The following is a 22,166-nucleotide window of genomic DNA, read 5'->3' as shown; positions in this document are numbered from 1 at the left end:
GCCTCAAGCTCATAGTCAGATTGTAAATCTAACTTTTGATAGATAATAAAAATGCCGCTCAATGAGCGGCATTTTTGTAACGGTAATCTAGTCGCTTTATTAAAGACTTTGATTAGAGTCTTTAACTAGGATTTAAGAATTACTTGCTTGCTACTTTTAGACCTGCGTTTACATCAACGATGTCTTGTTCGCTTAGTGTACCAACCGCTTGACGAAGCTGAAGAACACTTAGGATGTAGTTGTAACGAGCATCTGAAAGGTTTTTGTTCGCATCATATAGACGGCGAGTCGAATCTAGTACGTCAACGATAGTACGAGTACCCACATCAAAACCAGCTTCTGTTGCTTCTAGAGCAGACTGAGCTGAAACAACAGACTGTTCGTAAGCGCGTAGAGCACCAATAGAAGCTGTGATGTTGTTGTTGAAGGCACGTACGTCTTTTACAACGCTACGGTAAGTTGCTTCTAGATCTTCACTTGCTGCAACGTAGTTGTATTCAGCCTGTTTAGTCAAAGAAGTTGTGCTACCACCCGTATATAGAGGTACCACTAAGTTCAAGCCTAGGTTTAGGTTATCTTGATCATAATCAGTTGAGCTGTTTGATTGATCTGTAAGAGCGTAACTACCATCAAGAGTTAGGCTAGGTAGATGACCAGAGCTTGCTAGAGAGATGTTATCTTTTGCTACGTCTTGAGAGATACGAGCAGCAAGTAGACTAAGGTTCTTTTGCTCTGCTTGTTCAACCAGTGCAATCGCAGACTCAGAAGATTTGCTTGCTGAGAAACGGTCAGTGTCTAGGATGCTTAGGTTAGAGTGTTCTTGACCTGTAATCTCACGTAGACCTTCGTAGTTATTAATCAGAGTGTTCTCTGCTAAAACTTCATCAGCTAAAACAGCATCGTATTGAGCTTGCGCATCATGTACATCGGTGATTGCTGAAAGACCTACTTCAAAGCGCTGTTTTGTTTGCTCTAGTTGGCGAGCAACCGCTGCTTTTTCTGCACGAACGAACTCTAGGTTATCTTGAGCACGCAGTACTTCGAAGTATGCTGTTGCTACACGCAGGATCAAAGCTTGTTGCTCTGCTGCATACGCTGAATCAGCCTGACGAGCGGTTTTCTCTGCTGTATCTAACGAGATCCATGAAGAGCGTTGATAAAGTTCTTGAGTGAAGCCGATCGCTGCTCCCCAAGTGTTATTATCAATACTTGAGCTACCTGAACCAGAAGTATCTCTGTCACCACGGTTAATGTCGTAGTTCGCTGTTAGGTTAATTTGTGGTAGCAAATCACTACGGCTTGACGTTACTGCTTCAAAAGCGGCATCGCGCTGCGCTGCTGAACGAAGAAGTTGTGGATCGTTCTGTTTTGCTTGGTCGTAAACTTCAGCTAGCGTATCAGCGAAAGCTGACGAACTCAGGCTGCCAATTGCTGCACTGATAAATAGTGGAAGCAGTTTTTTCATTTTCCTATTCCTGCCTTTAATAGAATTTTCTCTGAAAGAGTTTAACCCAGTTTGATGGTAATTTACTCGAAACTTTGCACTTTTTTACATTTAACTGTCCACTTGTGCAATATTTATTTTTTAAAACTTAACTTTAATTATAAAATTTATACAAAAAGTTGAACCTTATCCTTGGTAGTTAACTCGGACAATGAGTAAACTATAAAGATCACTTAGTGAGGTACCAAATGCAACAGTATGACAATCAACGACATGAGTTTACTCCGCAAGATGTGGAAATAGTCTCAAAAGAGACGCTGTTTCGTGGTTTTTTCAAAATGGTTAAGTACACATTTAAACATAGACTGTTTGAGGGCGGCTGGAGCCAACCAATAGAGCGTGAGATGTTTGAGCGTGGACATGCTGCCGCTTTGCTACCTTATGATCCTGTGCGTGATGAAGTGGTGATCGTCGAACAGATCCGTGTCGGAGCCCTAGAGCATGAGAACCCATGGCAATACGAAATTGTTGCTGGGATCATTGATACGGACGAATCGCCACAAGACGTCGCTCGTCGTGAAGCAATGGAAGAAGCCGGAGTCGAAGTCGGATCTGTATTGCCTATTACTTCGTATTATCCTTCATCTGGTGGTTGCTCTGAAAAGCTCGACGTCTTTGTTGGCTGTGTTGATGCAACGACAGCCAAAGGGGTACACGGATTGGACTACGAAGGTGAAGACATTCGTGTACAAGTGATGAGTCGCGAAGCTGCTTATCAGTTGGTAAAAGATGGTGTATTTGAAAATGGAGCCACGATCATTGCGCTACAGTGGCTACAATTGAACTACCAAGAATTACAGTCAGAGTGGATAGATTAACGTCATGCCAAATATCGCGGTCAAAAAACCGTATCATGTTGATCTTGCTGAATTGATGCGAGTTTACGAGACTAACTATGCCAAACTGAACGCTTTGTTACCGGTTGGGCATGAGGTTGGTGACGTTCGCTGTTACCAAGCCGTTAATATGGTGTATCAATTGACAGTGAATGAGGTCACAAAATACACCACATTAATAGATATATGTCAGAGTGATGCGATGCCAGTGTTTCCTTTGCCAAAAATGTCTGTCAGGCTATATCACGACGCTCGAGTTGCAGAAGTGTGCGCTAGCGGGGATTTTTCGCGAGTCAAAGCGAAATATGACTACCCCAACACTAAGCTTCTGCAAAAGGACGAGAAATTTCAATTGAATAAATTTCTTGGGGAATGGTTAACGTTTTGTTTAAAAACGGGTATCAGCCGAACCCCAATTGCCTTTTAATTGAGCCTATTTATCAACACTTTTAAAGTCTAAACAGTAACGTATCTGGATTTGTTATTTTGGAATTATCACACACTTCAAAATTTGATGAGAGCACTATTAAGCTTGTGCAGCTAACGGACACGCATTTATTTGCGCCGAGCAATGGCAGCTTATTAAGCATCAACACTCAAGATAGCTTTCGTGCTGTAGTCGATGGCATTGTTAGTCAGGGCTTTGACTATCAAGCGATTTTAGCAACCGGTGATATATCTCAAGATCACAGTGCTGAGTCGTACCAGAAATTTGAGTCAGGGATTCAGCCTTTGGAAAAGCCATGCTATTGGCTGCCAGGGAACCATGACTTTAAGCCTAATATGGGCAGTGTTTTACCATCACCACAAATACAGTGTGTTGAGCATGTCTTGCTAGGCGATAACTGGCAGATGGTGATGCTAGACTCGCAGGTGGTTGGTGTGCCTCATGGTCGCCTCAGCGATCAACAGCTTGACCTATTAGAACAGAAGCTGACGGAGTTCCCTGAACGTAATACCTTGGTTCTATTGCACCACCATCCATTGTTGGTTGGCAGCGTATGGTTAGATCAACATAACCTAAAAGACGCCGATCAATTTTGGGATGTGGTTCAACAGCACACCAATGTTAAAGCCGTACTGTGTGGTCACGTTCATCAAGACATGAACCGAGATCATCATGGTGTACAAGTCATGGCAACACCGTCGACTTGTGTGCAATTCAAACCTAACTCAGATGACTTCGCGGTTGATACTTTGTCTCCGGGTTGGAGAGAGATTGAATTACATCAAGATGGCACAGTAAGCACTCAAGTGCGCCGCTTGCCTAATGGGCAGTTCTTACCTGATTTTGAAGCGGGTGGTTATTGATGTTAGTGATTATTGTTGTAGGAGGCTATTAATGTCCGGTTCTAATCAGCAAGTCGCTAAGCCATCGCTGCTTCTCTATATTCACGGATTTAACAGCTCATCACGTTCTCATAAAGCGAATGTGATGGCAGATTACTGTGCGGAGCATCGCGCTGATATTAAAGTCGTAACCCCTCAACTGCCGAGTTTCCCTCAACAAGCGGCACTTCATTTACAGCAGCTGGTGGAGCAATACAAAGAGCAATATCAAATAGCGTTGGTCGGTAGCTCGCTGGGTGGCTATCTTTCAACATGGCTGAATAGCCACTATGGTTTTAAAGCGGTGGTTGTAAACCCAGCAGTGAAGCCGTATGAGCTTCTTGCTGACTATTTAGGTGAACAAGTAAACCCATACACAGATGAACGATATGTACTGGAAACAAAACATATTGATGAACTGAAGGCGTTAGAGGTTTCGGCTATCGCTAAGCCGAGCGACTTCTGGTTACTTCAGCAAACGGAAGACGAAGTTCTGGATTACCGACAAGCGGTAGAGAAGTACCAAGGTGCAACACAGACAGTAGAAGAGGGCGGGGATCATAGCTTTGTTGATTTTGAACGCTACCCACAACAAATCATCACCTTTCTAAATCTTTAATCTGTTCCACCAACCAAGTGATTTTCTCTTGTTTGCCTGTTATTTCATCTATCAATGGTGAAATATCATAGTTTGATGTCTTAGTTTTTGAACTAGCTTGACATCATTACTCAGCTTCCAGACTATATTCCCCAATACTTCGCTCGTTCGCTCTACTATGACGGTTCATAGTAATGATTCTGCTTTAGTGAAACTGGAGCCAGCGAACTGACGCAAACTTTTTGAGTAAACTCCGTATTATGACTGAACAATATAATGCAAAAGACCTCGAGGTACTTGAAGGTCTCGACCCTGTGCGACACCGCCCGGGAATGTATACCGAGACAGAAAGACCTAACCACCTTGCCCAAGAAGTCATTGATAACTCGGTCGATGAAGCACTAGCGGGACACGCTAAGAAGATCAAAGTGGTACTTCATGCAGACCAATCGTTAGAAGTTACCGATGACGGCCGTGGTATGCCTGTCGATATCCACCCTGAAAAAGGGATCTCAGGTGTTGAGCTGATTTTAACTAAGCTCCACTCTGGCGGTAAATTCTCGAATAACAACTATAAGTTCTCTGGTGGTCTGCACGGTGTAGGTATCTCGGTTGTAAACGCGCTGTCAAAACGTGTTGAAGTGACCGTACGCCGAGAAGGTCAGGTTCACGAGATCGCACTTGAAGGCGGTCATGCAGTAACAGAGCTTACTGTGACGGGCACTTGTGGTCATCGTAACAGTGGTACATCAGTACATTTCTGGCCTGATCCTAAGTACTTCGATAGCCCTAAATTCTCGACACTTCGTCTGATTAACAACCTACGTGCAAAAGCAGTGCTTTGCCCAGGTTTAGAAATTACATTTATCGACAAAGTCGGTGGTGAAGAGCATAAATGGTTCTATGAAGATGGTCTAAAAGACTACCTTGCCGAAGGCGTGAAAGGTTACACCTTGCTGCCTGAAGAACCGTATGTTGGCGAATTCGTTGCTGAAACAGAAATGGCAAACTGGGCGATCATCTGGCAGCCAGAAGGCGGCGACATGATCACCGAAAGTTACGTGAACTTAGTACCGACTAAACAAGGTGGTACACACGTAAACGGTCTTCGCCAAGGTCTGCTTGATGCAATGCGTGAGTTCTGTGAATTCCGTAACCTTCTACCGCGTGGCGTTAAGTTAACGGGCGACGATATCTTCGATCGCTGTTCGTACGTACTGTCGGTGAAGATGCAAGATCCGCAGTTTGCTGGTCAAACAAAAGAGCGCTTGTCTTCACGTCAAACTGCTGCGTTTGTGTCTGGTGTGGTAAAAGATGCGTTTAGCCTGTGGTTGAACGAAAAGCCACAACTGGCAGAACAGCTAGCAGAAGCTTGTATTGCGAATGCCCACCGCCGTATGCGCGCAAGCAAAAAGGTTGTGCGTAAGAAAATCGCTTCAGGCCCAGCACTGCCGGGTAAGCTAACTGACTGTTCAGTTCAAGACTTAAGCCGTACCGAAATCTTCTTCGTGGAAGGGGACTCGGCGGGTGGTTCTGCTAAACAAGCACGTGATCGTGAGTTCCAAGCAGTTATGCCACTTCGCGGTAAGATCCTAAATACATGGGAAGTGTCAGCAGACCAAGTATTGGCTTCGCAAGAAGTGCACGACATCTCGGTGGCTCTAGGCATCGACCCGGACAACGATGATTTATCCGGCCTGCGTTACGGTAAGATCTGTATCCTTGCCGATGCGGACTCGGATGGTCTTCATATCGCGACACTGCTGTGTGCTTTGTTTACTCGCCATTTCCATGCATTAGTTGAAGCGGGTCATATCTATGTGGCAATGCCTCCTCTGTATCGTATCGATTGCGGTAAAGAAGTGTTCTACGCACTCGATGACGCAGAGAAAGACGGTGTGCTTGAGCGACTATCGCAGAAGAAAGCCAAGATCAACGTGCAACGATTCAAAGGTCTGGGTGAAATGAACCCACTTCAGTTGCGTGAAACCACCATGGATCCAAACACTCGTCGCCTTGTGCAGTTAACGATTGATGACAGCGAAGCAACCAACGAGATGATGGACATGCTGCTTGGTAAGAAACGTGCAGATGATCGCCGTACATGGCTACAGACTAACGGTGATATGGCCGAGGTATAATGGATGTCTAACGAAATTACATATGATGGCGTTGAACAGCTGCCAATGCGCAAGTTCACCGAAGATGCCTACTTAAATTACTCAATGTACGTGATCATGGATCGTGCATTGCCGTATATCGGTGATGGCTTGAAGCCAGTACAGCGTCGTATTATCTACGCGATGTCTGAGCTAGGCTTATCGGCTGCATCGAAATACAAAAAATCAGCACGTACCGTTGGTGACGTATTAGGTAAGTATCACCCACATGGTGACTCTGCTTGTTACGAAGCGATGGTATTGATGGCGCAGCCTTTCTCTTACCGCTACCCATTGGTAGATGGTCAAGGTAACTGGGGTGCTCCTGATGATCCGAAATCGTTCGCTGCGATGCGTTATACCGAAGCCAAATTATCTAAGTTTGCTGAGGTTCTTCTAGGTGAACTAGGTCAAGGCACTGTTGACTGGCAACCAAACTTTGATGGCACGATGAAAGAGCCTCAAATGTTGCCTGCTCGCCTACCTCACATCCTACTTAACGGTATTACAGGTATCGCGGTAGGTATGGCGACCGATATTCCACCACACAACGTGCGTGAAGTCGCTAATGCAGCCATTCACCTAATTGATACGCCTAAGTCTGAGCTTTCAGACGTGATGGGTTTCATTCAAGGTCCAGATTACCCGACTGAAGCTGAGATTATCTCCCCGAAATCGGACATCGAAAAGATCTACCGTACTGGACGTGGCAGCATCAAGATGCGCGCGGTTTGGCACAAGGAAGGCTCTGATATTGTTATCACGGCTTTACCTCATCAAGTGTCAGGTGCGAAGTTACTTGAGCAAATCGCTAACCAGATGCGCGCTAAGAAGCTGCCAATGGTTGACGACTTGCGAGATGAATCGGATCACGAGAACCCAACGCGTATCGTTGTCGTTCCTCGTTCGAATCGTATCGACTGTGACCAATTGATGAGTCACCTGTTCGCGTCGACGGATCTAGAGAAAAACTTCCGCGTTAACTTGAACATGATTGGTTTAGATAATCGTCCTCAAGTTAAAGGCTTAGTTCAAATCCTGAAAGAGTGGATCGAGTTCCGTCGCACAACGGTTCGCCGTCGTTTGCAGTACCGTTTAGATAAAGTACTGGCACGCTTGCACATCTTAGAAGGTTTGCTTGCTGCTTATCTTAATATCGATGAAGTGATTGAGATCATTCGTACAGAAGACGAACCATGTCCTGTCCTAATGAGCCGTTTCAACATTTCTGAAATTCAAGCCAATGCGATTCTTGATATTAAACTTCGTAACTTAGCTAAGTTAGAAGAGTTTAAAATCCGAGCGGAACAAGAAGAGCTTGAAGCTGAACGTGAGAAGCTTGAAAAGCTACTCGGTTCAGAGCGTCGCTTGAATACGCTGATCAAGAAAGAAATCCAAGCAGATGCGGATAAATACGGCGATGATCGTCGTTCACCTCTGATTGAGCGCGCTGAAGCGAAAGCGCTAACAGAGCGCGACTTAGTACCAAGCGAACCAATCACGGTTGTGTTGTCTGAGAAAGGTTGGATTCGTCATGCCAAGGGGCATGAAGTTGACGCTGAAGGTTTGAACTACAAATCGGGTGATAAATTCTTAGCGAGTGCTAAGGGTAAGAGTAACCAGCAAGCGGTGTTCCTCGGCAGTGATGGTCGAAGCTACTCCCTTGAGTCACATTCATTACCGTCGGCGCGAAGCCAAGGTGAGCCAATTACAGGCCGCTTGAACGTCAGCCCAGGTACTTCTATTCGCCAAGTGGTGATGGGAGAGAATGAACAATTATGGTTAGTCGGTTCTGATGCAGGTTATGGTTTTGTTTGTAAGGGTAGCGATCTGCTGTCCAAGAATAAGAGCGGTAAAGCCTTGGTTAACTTGCCACAAGCTTCTGAAGTGATGATGCCAAGCCCTATTGCTGACTTGGACAGTAATCAGATTCTGGCGATTACTAACCAAGGTCGTATGTTGTTGTTCCCGATTAAAGATCTCCCTCAGCTGAGCAAAGGTAAAGGCAACAAGATCATCAACATCCCTTCTGCGAAAGCAAAAGAGCGTGAAGAGTTTGTCTCACATCTTATGGCTATCCCAGAGAATGCGACGCTGACTATCTACGCCGGTAAACGTAAGCTTGGTTTGAAACCTGCGGATCTTGAAAACTTCCGTGGTGAACGTGGTCGTCGTGGTGGTCTACTGCCTAGAGGACTACAGCGAGTGACTCGCATCGATATCGCAGAGCAAAGTGAATCGTAGAGATACTTGAAACAATCTTTAGATAAAAGAAAACCCAGCCTATGAGCTGGGTTTTTTGTACTTGTGTATTAGCAGCTTGAATCATTGCTTACAGAGTTTGCTCTACAGGCGAGTATCTTCGGCGATGGTCACCTTTAAGGTTTTGCTTTCACCTTGGCGCAATATACCCACATCGATAACTGTACCAGGTCGCAGGTCGGTAACGATGTCCATTACACTCTGGCGACCATTTACTTGGTTATCGTTGATACTGACAATAATGTCTTGAGCTTCAAAACCCGCATCGGCAGCCGGACCATTAGGGTCTATCCCCAACACAACGATCCCGCCGATATTCTTAGTACCCAACATGCGTGAGGTGACTGAGTTGATGTCTTGTCCATCGATACCAATATAGCCACGAATCACACGACCATCGGCGATGATCTTTTCCATGATTTTATTAGCAAGCGGATAGGGGATAGCGAATGAGATCCCATAGGTTTCCATGTCGGTAGCTTGCTGGAAAGAGGCGGTATTGATACCGACTAGCTCACCTTGTGAGTTCACCAGTGCGCCACCTGAGTTACCTTCATTGATTGCCGCATCGGTCTGGATAAAGGCTTGATGGCCATCGGCACTGATCGAAGAACGGCCGGTTGCAGAGATGATACCAAAGGTTGTTGTTTGACCTAGGTTGTATGGGTTACCGATAGCCAGTACAACATCACCGACATTGGCTTTGTAATTAGGATTGAGTGGGATCACCGGTAGATTATCACCGCTGACTCTAAGTATCGCGATATCGGTGCGTTTGTCTGAACCGACAAGTTGCGCAGCTGCTACTCGGCCATCTTGAAGTGCCACAACTATTTGGTCTGCTTGAGCCACCACATGGAAGTTGGTAATGATGTAGCCTTTCTCGCTAACAATCACCCCAGAGCCCAAACCTTGTGTGAGCAGTTTGTTTCGATCGCTTTCAGCGTATTTACGGCTATAAATGTTAACCACTGCAGGCGCCGCGCGGCGAACTGCTTGGTTAAATGAAATCTGAAGAGAGCCAATATTATCGACTTTAGGGCTAGTGACGTCAGCGACAATCGCTGGTCTTAAGCTCGGGAAGGCGAGAAGAATAAGCGCCGCTGAAACGAGTCCAAGGGAAATAGAACGAAATAGAAAGGACAGCATGTTTCCCTCTTCAACAAGTAAGGTGTGAAGCCTCCATCAATGGATGACTGATTTGATTACAAGTGAAGCATAGCATTTTGATTGATCTAAAGAAAAGGGAGACTGAGTAAGTTTAAAGCAAACTTACTGAGCCTCCCTGTAATTGCGCTGACGTAAGACTATCGAATCACAAGATAGATAGTTCGGTCGCCTCGCTGGATATTAAGCGCCAGTACACCAGGTTGTTTTTCAAGAATCTCTCTAAACTCAGCAAGGTTCTTAACGGGCTGGCGGTTTACTCCGATGATGATGTCATCTTTCAGGAGTTGATAGGCTTCGGCTGGTGAACCTTGAGCAACATTCGATACCTTGACGCCCGTTGCAGAGTCACTCTCTGTTGTGTTGGTTAACTCAGCACCAGCTAGTCCTTCATGGAGCTTCTCAGCTTGTGTTTTATTATTGGTGGATTCACCAAGCGTCACATCAAAGGTTTTGCTCTTACCGTCACGAACCACACCCAGTTCAATCTGCTTACCAGCGCCGAGTGTTGCGACCTTAGCTCTTAACTCGCTGAAGGTATCAATGCGTTTGCCATTAATAGAGACAATAATATCGCCCGCTTTCAGTCCTGCTTTATCGGCTGCGCTGTCAGGGACGATTTGGCTAACAAAGGCGCCCTTGCTTGATTCATAACCGAGTGCTTCTGCCAATTCAGAGGTCACTTCTCCGCCTTGAACGCCAAGCATGCCGCGTTTTACTTCACCGAAGTCGAGAATTTGTTCTGTCAGGTTTGTCATCATATTAGAAGGGATTGCAAAGCCGATACCGACATTACCTCCGTTAGGGCCAAGAATGGCGGTGTTGATACCAATTAGCTCACCGTTAAGGTTCACTAGCGCACCACCAGAGTTGCCGCTGTTGATTGCTGCATCGGTTTGAATGAAGTTTTCAAAGTTTTCTAGATTCAGGCCGCTACGGCCGAGTGCAGAAACAATACCGGATGTCACGGTTTGCCCAAGTCCGAATGGGTTACCGATCGCGACACTAAAATCACCAACTCTTAGTTTGTCTGAGTCTGCGACTTTTATCTGGGTCAGGTTTTTGGCTTCTTCTAATTTTAGCAGTGCGATATCAGACATCTGGTCGCCGCCGATTAGCTCAGCATCGTACTCTCGACCATCATGCAGTTTTACTTTGATATCGTCCGCACCATTAATGACATGGTAATTGGTCACGATATGACCTTTCTCGGCGTCAATGATGACACCAGAGCCTAATCCGCGGAAGGGACGCTCTCGTGTTTGTTCTGGACCAAAAAAGAATTGAAATTGTTCAGGGATTTGCTGACGTTGTACTTGTTTGCCTTCTACGGCAATACTAACCACAGCGGGGGTCACTTGTTCAAGCATAGGAGCAAGGCTCGGTAATTGTTCATTACCCACACTTAATGGCAGTGCGGCTGTTGCTTTAATGGGGGTGATGATTGAACTTAAGCTTAAAGTTAGCACTGATAAAGCAAGCAAAGGTTTTTTCATCATAAACTCCTCTCTAGTTAAGGTCTTAACCCTCTTATACGTTTAATAAGTATGATAAGTTTCAAATGACCTGAGTGAAAGTTATGACTCAAAAACCTTTGTAAAGTTCACAGAAGTGTTAAATGTTTACGATGCTTTTGCTGTAACAACATCGGGAGCATTCATGATTTCTTTCTTCTGCTCTGTAAATAAACCGGTTGCGCCATTAGCGTAATCTTTCGGTTGTTCCTCAAGTGTCGCCTCTTTTACTGAAGGCTTCTCTTGTGGCTTGTCCGAATGGGCAGCGGCTGTTTTCACAAACGGGTTATCTTGCTCTGGCAGGTTAGGAATCAGCTCTGAGCTTGTTTTTTCCATGTGTTGGTACAGTTTTGTGTAGTCTTTACCTAATGTGTCCAACATTTCTGCTGATTTCGCAAAGTGATCAGCCAGCTCTTGTCGCTGCTGCTCAAGGGCAAACTTTGCGCTATCCAATTCTTTCTGTACGTTCTTTTGTTTTTTGTATTCAGGTGTCATGAGACGAGAAATAGCGACCCCTAAAATAACTCCGACTAGTAAACCGGCAACGGCATACATCCAAGGCATAACAGCTCCTTATTATTGTTTTTTAACATGTTTGTTACTGCTTAGTTACACGTGATACGGCTCCATGGTACTATGAGAAAGCCGCAGTATAAAGAGAAATGCGTGTGCGCTAGTTAGCAGTTTGATGCTGCATTATTCACCACATCACGTTATTCCTCGTACTGTTTGGGCTCATTTTTAGTTGTTGTCTGATATTGCTTTCATTGTGGAAATGTCGTCATGAATCCCATTAAAAAATACGAACAAGATATAAAAGAACTTGGATTTCAAAGAGATCCAGCACAAGAGCAAGCCGTAAAATCTTTAGATGAACTTTTTCATCAATTTCAAGATTACATGAATACGCCCATTCCTCAACTGACTCGCTTCCAGAAATTACTAGGCAAAAAGCCAGAACTGCCACAACCACCGAAAGGTCTCTATTTTTGGGGTGGCGTAGGGCGAGGAAAAACGTACCTAATGGATACGTTCTATGATGCCTTACCGACCACTAAAAAAATGCGTGTTCACTTTCACCGCTTTATGTATCGAGTTCATGATGAGCTAAAGGCGCTAGGTAATGTGAGTGATCCATTGCCTTTAGTCGCAGACAAGTTGAAGGAAGAAGCGGACATTATCTGTTTCGACGAATTCTTTGTTTCAGACATCACCGATGCGATGATCCTAGGAACCTTGTTCCAAGAGTTATTCGCTCGAAACGCTATCTTGGTTGCGACCTCTAATATTCCACCTGCGGATCTGTATCGCAACGGGTTACAGCGAGCGCGTTTCTTACCTGCCATCAAGCTCATTCAAGACAACTGTCATATCCTTAATGTCGATAGTGGTATTGACTATCGTCTACGTACCTTAGAACAGGCTGAGATTTACCATTACCCGCTAGATAGCCAAGCGAATATTAATCTCGAAAAGTATTACGCTCAGCTCGTTGGTGAAGATAAAGAGAAGCTTAAGCAGATAGAGGTTAACCACCGTCAATTAGATGTAGTCGAAGCGAGTGATGGCGTACTGCATGGTACTTTTGCTCAGCTTTGTCAGTCGGCTCGTAGCCAGAACGACTATATTGAGTTGTCTCGGGTTTATCACACAGTTCTATTGGCGGATGTATTGCAAATGGGCGCGACTTCAGATGACGCTGCGAGGCGCTTCATTGCATTAGTTGATGAGTTCTACGAGCGCAATGTGAAGCTGATTATTTCAGCGGAAGTGGAGCTAGAAAAGCTATACACCCATGGTCAGCTAGAGTTTGAATTTAAACGTTGTCAGTCGCGTTTAATTGAAATGCAGAGCCATGAATATTTGGCAAAAGAACACTTAAGTTAGCTTTGATTATCTCGAATAAGAAATAGAATTAAAAAAATCGTGATTTTGTTCAAAAAGAGGTGATTTTTTCTTCGCTCTTCTCTATAATCCTGCGACCTACCGTTACTGCGGGCCTCTAGCGATGAGTAAAATCACGTTATGCCAAGAGTTTTCCAACACTCGAAGGGGTGATGAATGGTAACTCTTAGACAGTGGGAATACGCGAGTATTCCTTAAGTGTAAATTTTTTAAATAGGTAATTATTAGCATGAAAACTTTCGTTGCTAAACCAGAAACTGTAAAACGCGACTGGTATGTTGTAGACGCTGAAGGCAAAACTCTTGGCCGTCTAGCAAGTGAAATCGCTTCTCGCCTACGCGGCAAGCACAAAGCAGAATACACTCCTCACGTAGACACTGGTGATTACATCATCGTTGTTAACGCAGAGAAAGTTGCTGTAACTGGTAACAAAGCTAAGGGTAAGGTTTACTACCGTCACTCAGAGTTCCCAGGTGGTCTTAAAACTATCACTTTTGAAAAGCTAATTGCTAAGAAACCAGAAATGGTTCTAGAACTAGCAGTTAAAGGTATGCTTCCACGTGGTCCTCTAGGCCGCGCGATGTACCGTAAGCTTAAAGTGTACGCTGGTACTGAGCACAACCATGTTGCTCAGCAGCCACAAGTACTAGACATCTAAGGGGATTATGAAAATGGCAGAGAATCAATACTACGGCACTGGTCGTCGCAAAAGCTCAGCAGCTCGTGTTTTCATCAAACCAGGCTCTGGTGAGATCGTAATCAACAAGCGTAGCCTTGATGTTTACTTCGGTCGTCCAACTTCTCGTATGGTTGTTAAGCAACCTCTTGAGCTAGTTGAACTAACTGAGAAACTTGACCTTTACATCACTGTTTCTGGTGGTGGTATTTCTGGTCAAGCTGGCGCAATCCGCCACGGTATCACTCGCGCTCTTATGGAGTACGATGAAACTCTACGTCCTGCTCTACGTGCAGCTGGCTACGTTACTCGTGACGCTCGTTGCGTTGAACGTAAGAAAGTTGGTCTACGTAAAGCACGTCGTAAACCTCAATTCTCTAAGCGTTAATTTTTCTTTACGAAAAAGTACACGCCCCCAGTTTTACGACTGGAATTGTGGTTCAAAGCTCGGCTATATGCCGGGCTTTTTGTTTTTATACCCCCTCTAAACGCTTTCCCTTCCTCGTTTTATTTCCAAATTCTTATATTTTGAAAGCTTTTGTAACCCAATGTGCGCTTTGCCTCATGATTGTTACAAAAAGGTAGCTTTATCTTGTCAAAAAGTAGGGTTTTATTTATCATTTGCCGTCAATAAATAGAACTAAATACATATTTTGTTAGCCATGCTCTTTAATCGGAATTATTTCAATCCACAAGGAGCAAATGGGAGAATGTTTGGATGAGCAACGCGCCTTTAAATAACGGTCGCAGGCGTTTCTTAACCGCAACAACAGCCGTTGTTGGTGGTTTAGGAGCAGCTGCTGTAGCCGTGCCTTTTATTAAATCATGGAATCCGAGTGCCAAGGCGAAAGCTGCGGGCGCGCCGGTGGAAGTGGAAGTCAGTAAGTTAGAACCGGGACAAATGGTTCGTGTCGAGTGGCAAGGTAAACCTGTATGGGTTGTACGCCGTGCTGAGTCGGTACTAGAAAACCTAAAATCGATCGGTGGTCAACTTCGTGACCCTCAATCTGAAGCTGAACAACAACCAGAATACGCACAGAACGAGTTCCGTTCAATTAAGCCGGAATTCTTCGTTGCTGTTGGTTTCTGTACGCACTTAGGTTGTTCTCCAACTTACCTGCCGGATTCTTTTGCAGAACAAGTTCAGGGTGTTAAGTCTGGTTTCTTCTGTCCTTGTCATGGTTCAAAGTTTGATATGGCCGGTCGAGTATTCCAAGGCGTACCAGCTCCATTGAATCTTGTTGTACCAAAGCATATGTATTTGAGTGACACTAAGATCATGATCGGTGTGGACGAGGGAGACGCGTAATGCAAGGATTGCTTGATTGGGTAGAGAAACGTCTACCCGCGATGAATGCGTATAAAAAGCATTTATCTGAATACCCAATGCCTAAGAACTTTAACTTTTGGTACCTTTTCGGTTCTTTGGCAATGTTGGTATTGGTTAACCAAATCCTTACGGGTATTTGGCTAACAATGAACTACGTACCGTCAGGTGAGGGTGCATTTGCTTCTGTTGAATACATCATGCGTGATGTGGAATACGGTTGGCTACTACGTTACATGCACTCAACAGGTGCTTCGGCATTCTTCGTTGTTATCTACCTGCACATGTTCCGTGGCCTAATCTATGGTTCTTACCAAAAGCCTCGTGAGCTACTTTGGATCTTCGGTATGTTGATCTTCTTAGTGCTTATGGCTGAGGCTTTCATGGGTTACCTACTACCATGGGGTCAAATGTCTTACTGGGGTGCTCAGGTAATCATTTCTCTGTTTGGTGCGATCCCTGTTATCGGTGATGACTTAACGCTTTGGATCCGTGGTGACTACATCATCTCTGGTGCAACGCTGAACCGTTTCTTCGCACTGCACGTTATCGCTCTACCAATTGTACTTCTGCTGCTTATCGTACTTCACGTACTAGCACTGCACGAAGTGGGTTCGAACAACCCAGACGGTATTGAGACGAAACTTCCTAAAGGCACAATGGGCGACGACTACAAAACGCAGTTCCCATTCCACAAGGATTACACTAAGAAATACGACATCATTGACTCTATTCCTTTCCACCCATACGGGACCGTGAAAGATATGGTTGGTGTGGCCGGTTTCCTATTCTTCTTCTGTTATGTGCTGTTCTTTAACCCAGAGATGGGTGGATTCTTCCTTGAGCCGCCAAACTTTGAAGCTGCTAACCCACTGAAAACACCAGAGCACATCGCTCCGGTATGGTACTTCACGCCGTTTTACGCAATTCTGCGTGCTGTTCCTGATAAGTTGCTAGGTGTTGTAGCAATGGGCGCATCTATTGTTGTGCTATTCCTACTACCATGGTTCGACCGTTGTAAAGTGCGTTCTTACCGTTACCGTAGCAAACTGCATTTGATTAACATCATCCAATTCACAATAAGCTTTATTGCGCTTGGTGTACTTGGTGCGCTTCCAGCAACGCCAACATACACGCTACTGGCTCAAATCTTTAGCTTAGGTTACTTCATGTTCTTCGTTCTACTGTGGTTCTACAGTAAAAATGAAGCGACGAAACCATTACCAGAAAGGGTGACATTCAAATGAAAAAGTGGATTGTAATTTTATTTGCTATGTTGCCGTCACTGGTGATGGCAGCGGGTGCAAACGTACCATTAGACAAAGCGAACAATGATTTAACAGACAAAGCTTCATTGCAAAATGGCGCTAAGATGTTCATGAACTACTGTTTCGCTTGTCACTCAACGCAGTACCAGCGCTATGAACGTGTTGCGAATGATTTAGAGATCCCCGTTGATCTTATGAAGGAAAATCTGATTTTCGACCCTGAAGCGAAAATCGGTGACTTGATGGTTAATGCTATGCCTTCTGATCAAGCGGCAAGTTGGTTTGGTGCTCCGCCACCAGACCTAACATTGGTTGCTCGTGTTCGTGGCGCAGACTGGCTGTACACTTACCTTCGTACTTTCTATGAAGATCCGTCTCGTCCATTTGGCGTGAACAACATTGTTTTCCCAAGCGTTGGTATGCCGCACGTTCTTGAAGAACTGCAAGGTATCCCAACACCAATCTACGATACTCATATGGTAGATGGCGAGGAAGTGACGGTTGTTGTTGGCACTGAGACTGACGGCTCTGGCGAATTAAGTGCTGGTGAATACGACGAAGCAGTTCGTGACCTTGTTAACTTTTTGGTTTACTCGGGCGACCCAGTTCAACTTGAGCGTCACGCTATGGGTTGGTGGGTAATGGCCTTCTTAGTAATCTTCACTATCATCGTGATTTTGCTGAAGAAAGAGTATTGGCGTGATGTGCACTAATTGTGCTATAATACCGTGCTAATTCCCAAATTATGTTAATGTTCAATGGAGGCTTTAGGCCTCCATTGTTTTTATTTAAAGTGTACTGGAGGGCTCCATGGCTGTAGCTGCCAATAAACGTTCTGTAATGACTCTTTTCTCAAGTGCTTCTGATATGTATAGCCATCAGGTGCGCATCGTTCTTGCTGAAAAAGGCGTAAGTGTTGAAGTTGAGTTGGTTGATGAAAAAAATCTACCAGCAGAGCTTGTTGAACTGAACCCGTACAAATCAGTACCTACTCTTGTTGATCGTGAGCTTGCTCTATATGACTCGAAGATCATCATGGAATACCTAGATGAGCGTTTCCCTCATCCACCGTTGATGCCTGTATACCCGGTTGCTCGTGGTAACAGCCGTCTAATGATGTACCGCATTGAGCGTAACTGGTATTCAGTTGCAGAGAAGATCGTTAAAGGCAACGCTGAAGAATCTGAAGCAGCTCGCGTTAAACTGCGCAACGACCTACTGACTCTTGCTCCTATCTTCGCTGAGTATGAATACTTCATGAGCGAAGAGTTTAGCCTAATTGATTGTTACCTAGCTCCGCTATTATGGCGTTTACCTGAGCTTGGTATCGAACTAATTGGTCCTGGTTCTAAAGAGCTTAAGATTTACATGAACCGCGTATTCGAACGTGATTCATTCCTAGCTTCTCTAACTGAAGCTGAGCGTGAGATGCGACTCGTTCGCTAAGCGTTTATGGATATTTCTAATATGACTCCACGCCGACCATACATGCTTCGTGCATTTTATGAATGGCTGGTTGATAACGAACTAACTCCGCACCTTGTTGTTGAAGCAACATTACCGGGTGTGCGAGTTCCAGAAGAGTTTGTTCAAGATGGTCAGATCATTCTGAACATCGCGCCTCGTGCGGTTGGACAACTTGAACTGGGTAACGAAGCTGTGACGTTTAGTGCTCGCTTTAGTGGTCGTCCACACTCTGTGATCGTTCCGCTTTACGCAGTTCAAGCGGTTTATGCTCGTGAAAATGGTGCTGGTACCATGTTTGAACCTGAAGAGGCTTACATGGAAGCGTTTGAAGAAGGGATTGAAGAAAGTCCTTTTGAAGAACCAGAAAAAGGCCCATCTTTGAGCGTAGCAACGGCAGACGTAGATGCTGAAGAGCCAGACTCAGATCCTGAGCCACCTCGTCCAGCTAAAGGTCGCCCAAGCCTTCGTGTTATCAAATAACGTTAGTTATACCAATCACAGTAAGTAAGTGATCAGAAATAGCGCAGGAAAAAAGCTTGAGAGCAAGGCGGAATTTTTTGATAAGTAGTTATTCTACAATCAAAAATTCTAACGCAGTTATCGAAATTTTTAACAAGCTAGAATGATAGATTATTTACTACGATTGGTATTAGATAACGAACCAAATAAAAAAGCAGCGACTCGTCGCTGCTTTTTCTTTTCTGCTATATCGCATTTAGTTGACTGGCTTACGGCTAGTTAACAGCCGTCTCTTCTTCACCGTATTCAAACGCTCGAATAACCTGTTTTACGCCAGATATGTTACGCGCAACTTCTGTCGCGATATCGGCATGCTCTCTAGTCACGAGTCCAAGTAGGAATACTTCTGAATCCTCAGTAATCACTTTTACTTTGATGCCGTTAAGCTCAGCATTCGCAAGCAGAGCTGATTTCACCTTAGTGGTAATCCAGCTGTCTTTACTGATAGCACTTACAGACAAAGGTTCTTTCACTCGAACTTGATTGTGGATGCTCTCAACGCCAGCCACTTCTTTGGCTTGGTTTTCAAAAGCGCGACGTTCTGAATCTGTGGTTGCTTGCCCCATCAACACCACTGAACCTCGGTATGAGCTTGCGGTGACACGTACATTGCCACGGAATGGTTGTTTATTGGTAATCGCTGCAACTTCAAATTCGATGTTGTTGTCGTTCCAAATCTCTTTGGTTGTTCGCGTATCCGTGACTAGGTTTGCAGTAGTTGCAGCACCAGCAATGAAAATGCCAGCACAACCAGACAGAGACAGTGTAAGTAGCGAAACATTAATCAGCTTAAACAGCCTCATAGAGGTTAATGATTTCATTGTGATGCTCCGTATATCACTCTTCGTGGGCAGGGAAGAGTACTTGATCGATTAGGTCACATAGGCAGTGCAGTGTCACCATGTGTACTTCATGAATGCGCGCTGTACGGTGTGACGGGATACGAATCTCTACATCGTGTTCACCAAGCAAACCTGCCATCTCACCACCATCTTTACCGGTAAAGGCGATGATGGTCATGTCGCGAGTTACCGCCGCTTCCATTGCCTTGATGATGTTCTTGCTGTTACCGCTAGTCGAGATAGCCAACAGAATATCGCCAGTTTGACCGAATGCACGCACCTGCTTAGAGAAGATCTCTTCATAGTGGTAGTCGTTAGCCACAGCCGTTAGCGTGGTGTTGTCTGCTGTGAGTGCCATTGCTGGAAGGCTAGGGCGCTCTGTTTCAAACCGGTTGAGTAGGCACGATACAAATTGCTGAGCATTCGACGCCGAACCACCATTACCACAACAAAGAATTTTGTTTCCGTTAAGCAAGGTCGCAACCATTGCTTGAGCGGCATGCGTGATTGCGTCAGGCAGAGCTTCTGCAGCCGCAATTTGGATTTGAATACTTTCTGTGAAACTTTCTTTAATGCTGTCTAGCATGTTTATCCTTGGGTAATCGCGTTTTGAATCCAGTCGATAGTGTCATTCGGCCCTTCAATGGCAACAATATCAAACCTGAAATCTGTAGAGTGCACCGACAATCCTTGCTGCATAAGCCAAACATTGGCTGTTTTGAGCAGTTTCTGTGACTTCTTGGCAGTCACCATTTCAGCGGCATGTCCGTAGCGGGTTTGCTTGCGGTATTTTACCTCAGCAAACACAACCGTATTGTTATGGCGCATTATAAGATCAATCTCGCCACATTTTGCTATGAAGTTTTCTTCTATTAACGATAAACCGTGGTTAATCAGATAAGATTTTGCCACGGCCTCGTATTTATCACCCACTTGTTTGTGGGTGATGGTTGGTTTGGATAGGAACTTTCGGCTAAAAAGCCCCATGCTCTGCCCAGCTGATTTCACGTTGAACCACACAGTTGTTATCGATGGTTAGCACACCCGTTTCACCTGGAATGCTGTAACCTTGCACGGCTTTCATCTGTGGCAGTGCATCCATTAGATAGTATGCATCCATTCCTAGTGCTTGCAGACGCTTTTGGCCGTTTGAGTGCGCAGGCCATAGGTCGTTGAGCTCTTTATTAAGCTCGTTTTTATTCTCAACTAATAGTGGGATATCGCTGTAGAACACACCGGTTAGGTCTTCATACTGCTTATCACCGCTGTTGCTGCGTGAGTTTGAGAACAGAGCGGGTTGGCTCGCATCTGGGTTAATTGCAACTTCAATGAAGGGTTTGATTAGTGTTAGCTCTGAGTTCTTAGCCACAATGTAGACAGAATCGATATCACGACGGCTGCGTGGCTCTGTTTCTAGGTCTAGGTTCAGTAACCCATCCATTTGAGCGATACGTTGTTGGCTCTCTTGCAAGCCAAATACCTGATTCACATTACGTTGCAGTTGGCGTTTGTCAGAGAACAAGCTGATAGCCACATCGTTGCTGCTGTATTTTTTCCACTCTTCTTTAAACGCTTGCTCAACACGCTCACCTAAACGTCCTCTTGGCGCAAGGATAAGCGGATACTTGTAGCCTTGAGCAAATAGGTGTTTCGCTGCCTGAGCAACTTCTTGTTCAGGCGATAGAGCGAGATAGCAAATATTGGTATCAGGTTCTAGTTGCGTTGGAATGTTCAGAGCTAAAGCTGGAATCGAATTCTCGTGGTTTTTCTGCGCTTGCTGAAGCTTAGTAATGTTGCTCTTGATCAGCGGACCCACAATGAAATCAACGTTGTTCTCTTCCAGTGTCGCTTTAATCTCAGCAGCACTTTGCACGTTGGTATCCATTACTGTCAGCGTTGCATCTTCTTCGCGTTCTTTGTCGTTCATCATCGCAAAGATGAAGCCATCACGTACCAGTTGTGCTTGCTTACCGTATTTACCCGTTAGCGGCAGCAACAGTGCAGTGCTGGTTGGCTTGCTGATCTCTAGCGCCAAGATGTCGGTGATCGCCTGAGGTGTGTAAGTAGCAGCTGGGTGCTGAGGATTCTCGGCTAACCAATCCGATAAGGTTTCCTGCAGGTTTGGAAGATTTGAGTTCAGCGTCTTCATGTAGATTGCCAGTTGTAACCAACCTGAAAGCACATCTTCTGTCGGTGATGTTTTCAGTTCTAGAATCTCGTATTGAGAGTAGCTATTCAGGTTTTGCCAAATACGGTCGGCAGTTTGCTGTTGAAGCTCGTCGTCAGCCTCTAGGTACTCTGAATAGAGCACTAACTCACGGCTTGCCTCGAAATACTCACTCTTCATCTCTGAGATGTTCGCGCGTAGCTCGTGATAATCTTTCCACTGCTCGTTCGGAAGCTTCCACCAAGGCTGGAAGTTTAGTTGGCTATAAGCTTGATCTGGCTGTGAGTTATTCACCAGCAGCTGAGCGCGCGCTAATTGCCATTCCGCTTGTTGCGTTTCGCTCAGCTCTTGTTTTGCTAAGCGTTTAATCAGCAGAGTTGCTTGATCGGTTTTTCCTGCTTGCACAGAAGCCTTAAGTGCCATGATTAACCAGTCGTTTTGTAGACTTCCTTTGCTACTATCCGCCTGCATCATGTAACTTTCAGTTGATTGCGCTGGATCTAGTGTAATATCAACGCTCGTTGGTGCTTGAGGACCTGAAGAACAAGCCGCCAATGTAATTGCTAATGCAATTGGAGTTAGTAAGCGTGGTACACTGAGTCTCTTATGGTTCATCGTTGCCATGA

General features: G+C 45.0%; 22 protein-coding genes. 14 read left to right on the top strand and 8 right to left on the bottom strand.

Features of this window, described 5'->3' with window-relative positions; translation table 11 throughout:
- Positions 1-139: 139 nt before the first annotated feature.
- Positions 140-1,465 carry an outer membrane channel protein TolC gene (tolC, locus tag A136_RS11990; RefSeq protein WP_017062911.1) on the bottom strand — a complete coding sequence of 442 codons (1,326 nt, stop codon included), beginning with the start codon at positions 1,463-1,465 and terminating at the stop codon, positions 140-142.
- Between the two features lie 227 nt (positions 1,466-1,692).
- Between tolC and nudF the strand changes: the two genes are divergently transcribed.
- The 6 genes from nudF (at position 1,693) to parC (ending at position 8,670) form a co-directional block, all read left to right on the top strand.
- Complete coding sequence (nudF, locus tag A136_RS11985) at positions 1,693-2,322, top strand: ADP-ribose diphosphatase (protein WP_017061425.1); 630 nt, start codon at positions 1,693-1,695, stop codon at positions 2,320-2,322.
- Between the two features lie 4 nt (positions 2,323-2,326).
- Positions 2,327-2,767, top strand: coding sequence for a DUF1249 family protein (locus A136_RS11980; RefSeq protein ID WP_008222561.1), 441 nt, complete (start codon positions 2,327-2,329; stop codon positions 2,765-2,767).
- Between the two features lie 59 nt (positions 2,768-2,826).
- A complete protein-coding gene (gene cpdA / locus A136_RS11975; RefSeq protein ID WP_017062910.1) occupies positions 2,827-3,651 on the top strand; it encodes a 3',5'-cyclic-AMP phosphodiesterase in 825 nt (274 codons plus the stop codon).
- Between the two features lie 31 nt (positions 3,652-3,682).
- Entirely contained in the window at positions 3,683-4,288 is a 606-nt protein-coding gene (gene yqiA / locus A136_RS11970; protein WP_017062909.1) for an esterase YqiA, read from the top strand.
- A 239-nt stretch (positions 4,289-4,527) separates the two neighbouring features.
- On the top strand, positions 4,528-6,408 hold the full coding sequence (parE, locus tag A136_RS11965; RefSeq protein WP_017061428.1) for a DNA topoisomerase IV subunit B: 1,881 nt from the start codon (positions 4,528-4,530) through the stop codon (positions 6,406-6,408).
- 3 nt (positions 6,409-6,411) lie between these two features.
- The gene (gene parC, locus A136_RS11960) at positions 6,412-8,670 is read left to right on the top strand and encodes a DNA topoisomerase IV subunit A (protein ID WP_017062908.1); all 2,259 of its coding nucleotides are present in this window, start codon (positions 6,412-6,414) and stop codon (positions 8,668-8,670) included.
- Between the two features lie 102 nt (positions 8,671-8,772).
- Here parC and degS read toward each other — a convergent pair whose 3' ends face one another.
- The 3 genes from degS to zapG form a co-directional block, all read right to left on the bottom strand.
- Complete coding sequence (gene degS / locus A136_RS11955; RefSeq protein ID WP_017061430.1) at positions 8,773-9,837, bottom strand: outer membrane-stress sensor serine endopeptidase DegS; 1,065 nt, start codon at positions 9,835-9,837, stop codon at positions 8,773-8,775.
- 158 nt (positions 9,838-9,995) lie between these two features.
- Positions 9,996-11,351, bottom strand: coding sequence for a Do family serine endopeptidase (locus A136_RS11950; RefSeq protein WP_017061431.1), 1,356 nt, complete (start codon positions 11,349-11,351; stop codon positions 9,996-9,998).
- Between the two features lie 126 nt (positions 11,352-11,477).
- Positions 11,478-11,933 carry a Z-ring associated protein ZapG gene (zapG, locus tag A136_RS11945; RefSeq protein WP_017061432.1) on the bottom strand — a complete coding sequence of 152 codons (456 nt, stop codon included), beginning with the start codon at positions 11,931-11,933 and terminating at the stop codon, positions 11,478-11,480.
- 219 nt (positions 11,934-12,152) lie between these two features.
- Here zapG and zapE point away from each other — a divergent pair, with 219 nt between their 5' ends.
- The 8 genes from zapE (at position 12,153) to sspB (ending at position 18,492) form a co-directional block, all read left to right on the top strand.
- Entirely contained in the window at positions 12,153-13,256 is a 1,104-nt protein-coding gene (gene zapE / locus A136_RS11940) for a cell division protein ZapE (protein ID WP_017062906.1), read from the top strand.
- A 247-nt stretch (positions 13,257-13,503) separates the two neighbouring features.
- Positions 13,504-13,932, top strand: coding sequence for a 50S ribosomal protein L13 (gene rplM, locus A136_RS11935; RefSeq protein ID WP_010434689.1), 429 nt, complete (start codon positions 13,504-13,506; stop codon positions 13,930-13,932).
- A 13-nt stretch (positions 13,933-13,945) separates the two neighbouring features.
- Entirely contained in the window at positions 13,946-14,338 is a 393-nt protein-coding gene (gene rpsI, locus A136_RS11930; RefSeq protein ID WP_004740758.1) for a 30S ribosomal protein S9, read from the top strand.
- A 330-nt stretch (positions 14,339-14,668) separates the two neighbouring features.
- Complete coding sequence (gene petA, locus A136_RS11925) at positions 14,669-15,259, top strand: ubiquinol-cytochrome c reductase iron-sulfur subunit (protein ID WP_017061434.1); 591 nt, start codon at positions 14,669-14,671, stop codon at positions 15,257-15,259.
- The gene (locus A136_RS11920) at positions 15,259-16,524 is read left to right on the top strand and encodes a cytochrome b (RefSeq protein ID WP_017061435.1); all 1,266 of its coding nucleotides are present in this window, start codon (positions 15,259-15,261) and stop codon (positions 16,522-16,524) included. Before petA ends, A136_RS11920 begins: the two co-directional genes overlap by 1 nt.
- Positions 16,521-17,258 (top strand): cytochrome c1, encoded by a 738-nt coding sequence (locus tag A136_RS11915; protein ID WP_017061436.1) that lies wholly within the window; start codon positions 16,521-16,523, stop codon positions 17,256-17,258. Before A136_RS11920 ends, A136_RS11915 begins: the two co-directional genes overlap by 4 nt.
- A gap of 97 nt (positions 17,259-17,355) precedes the next feature.
- Positions 17,356-17,991 carry a stringent starvation protein SspA gene (gene sspA / locus A136_RS11910; protein WP_009848943.1) on the top strand — a complete coding sequence of 212 codons (636 nt, stop codon included), beginning with the start codon at positions 17,356-17,358 and terminating at the stop codon, positions 17,989-17,991.
- Between the two features lie 6 nt (positions 17,992-17,997).
- Positions 17,998-18,492 carry a ClpXP protease specificity-enhancing factor gene (gene sspB / locus A136_RS11905; protein WP_032545786.1) on the top strand — a complete coding sequence of 165 codons (495 nt, stop codon included), beginning with the start codon at positions 17,998-18,000 and terminating at the stop codon, positions 18,490-18,492.
- A gap of 254 nt (positions 18,493-18,746) precedes the next feature.
- Here the strand turns inward: sspB and A136_RS11900 are convergent, their stop codons facing one another.
- Genes A136_RS11900 through A136_RS11885 form a run of 4 tightly spaced genes read right to left on the bottom strand, consistent with a single transcriptional unit; the run spans position 18,747 to position 22,164 of the window.
- Complete coding sequence (locus A136_RS11900; protein WP_017062905.1) at positions 18,747-19,352, bottom strand: BON domain-containing protein; 606 nt, start codon at positions 19,350-19,352, stop codon at positions 18,747-18,749.
- 16 nt (positions 19,353-19,368) lie between these two features.
- Positions 19,369-19,959 carry a phosphoheptose isomerase gene (locus A136_RS11895; RefSeq protein WP_004729817.1) on the bottom strand — a complete coding sequence of 197 codons (591 nt, stop codon included), beginning with the start codon at positions 19,957-19,959 and terminating at the stop codon, positions 19,369-19,371.
- Between the two features lie 2 nt (positions 19,960-19,961).
- Entirely contained in the window at positions 19,962-20,360 is a 399-nt protein-coding gene (locus A136_RS11890; RefSeq protein WP_017059277.1) for a YraN family protein, read from the bottom strand.
- Positions 20,347-22,164: a penicillin-binding protein activator gene (locus tag A136_RS11885; protein ID WP_017062904.1), complete on the bottom strand. Its 1,818-nt coding sequence runs from the start codon at positions 22,162-22,164 to the stop codon at positions 20,347-20,349. Before A136_RS11885 ends, A136_RS11890 begins: the two co-directional genes overlap by 14 nt.
- Positions 22,165-22,166 lie beyond the last annotated feature (2 nt).

Origin of the sequence: Vibrio crassostreae 9ZC13 (assembly GCF_000272045.2) — a bacterium.
In the GTDB taxonomy this organism is placed as follows: Bacteria; Pseudomonadota; Gammaproteobacteria; order Enterobacterales; family Vibrionaceae; genus Vibrio; species Vibrio crassostreae_C.
Note: the sequence above shows the minus strand (reverse complement) of the source record. Positions and strands in the feature narration are given on the sequence as shown.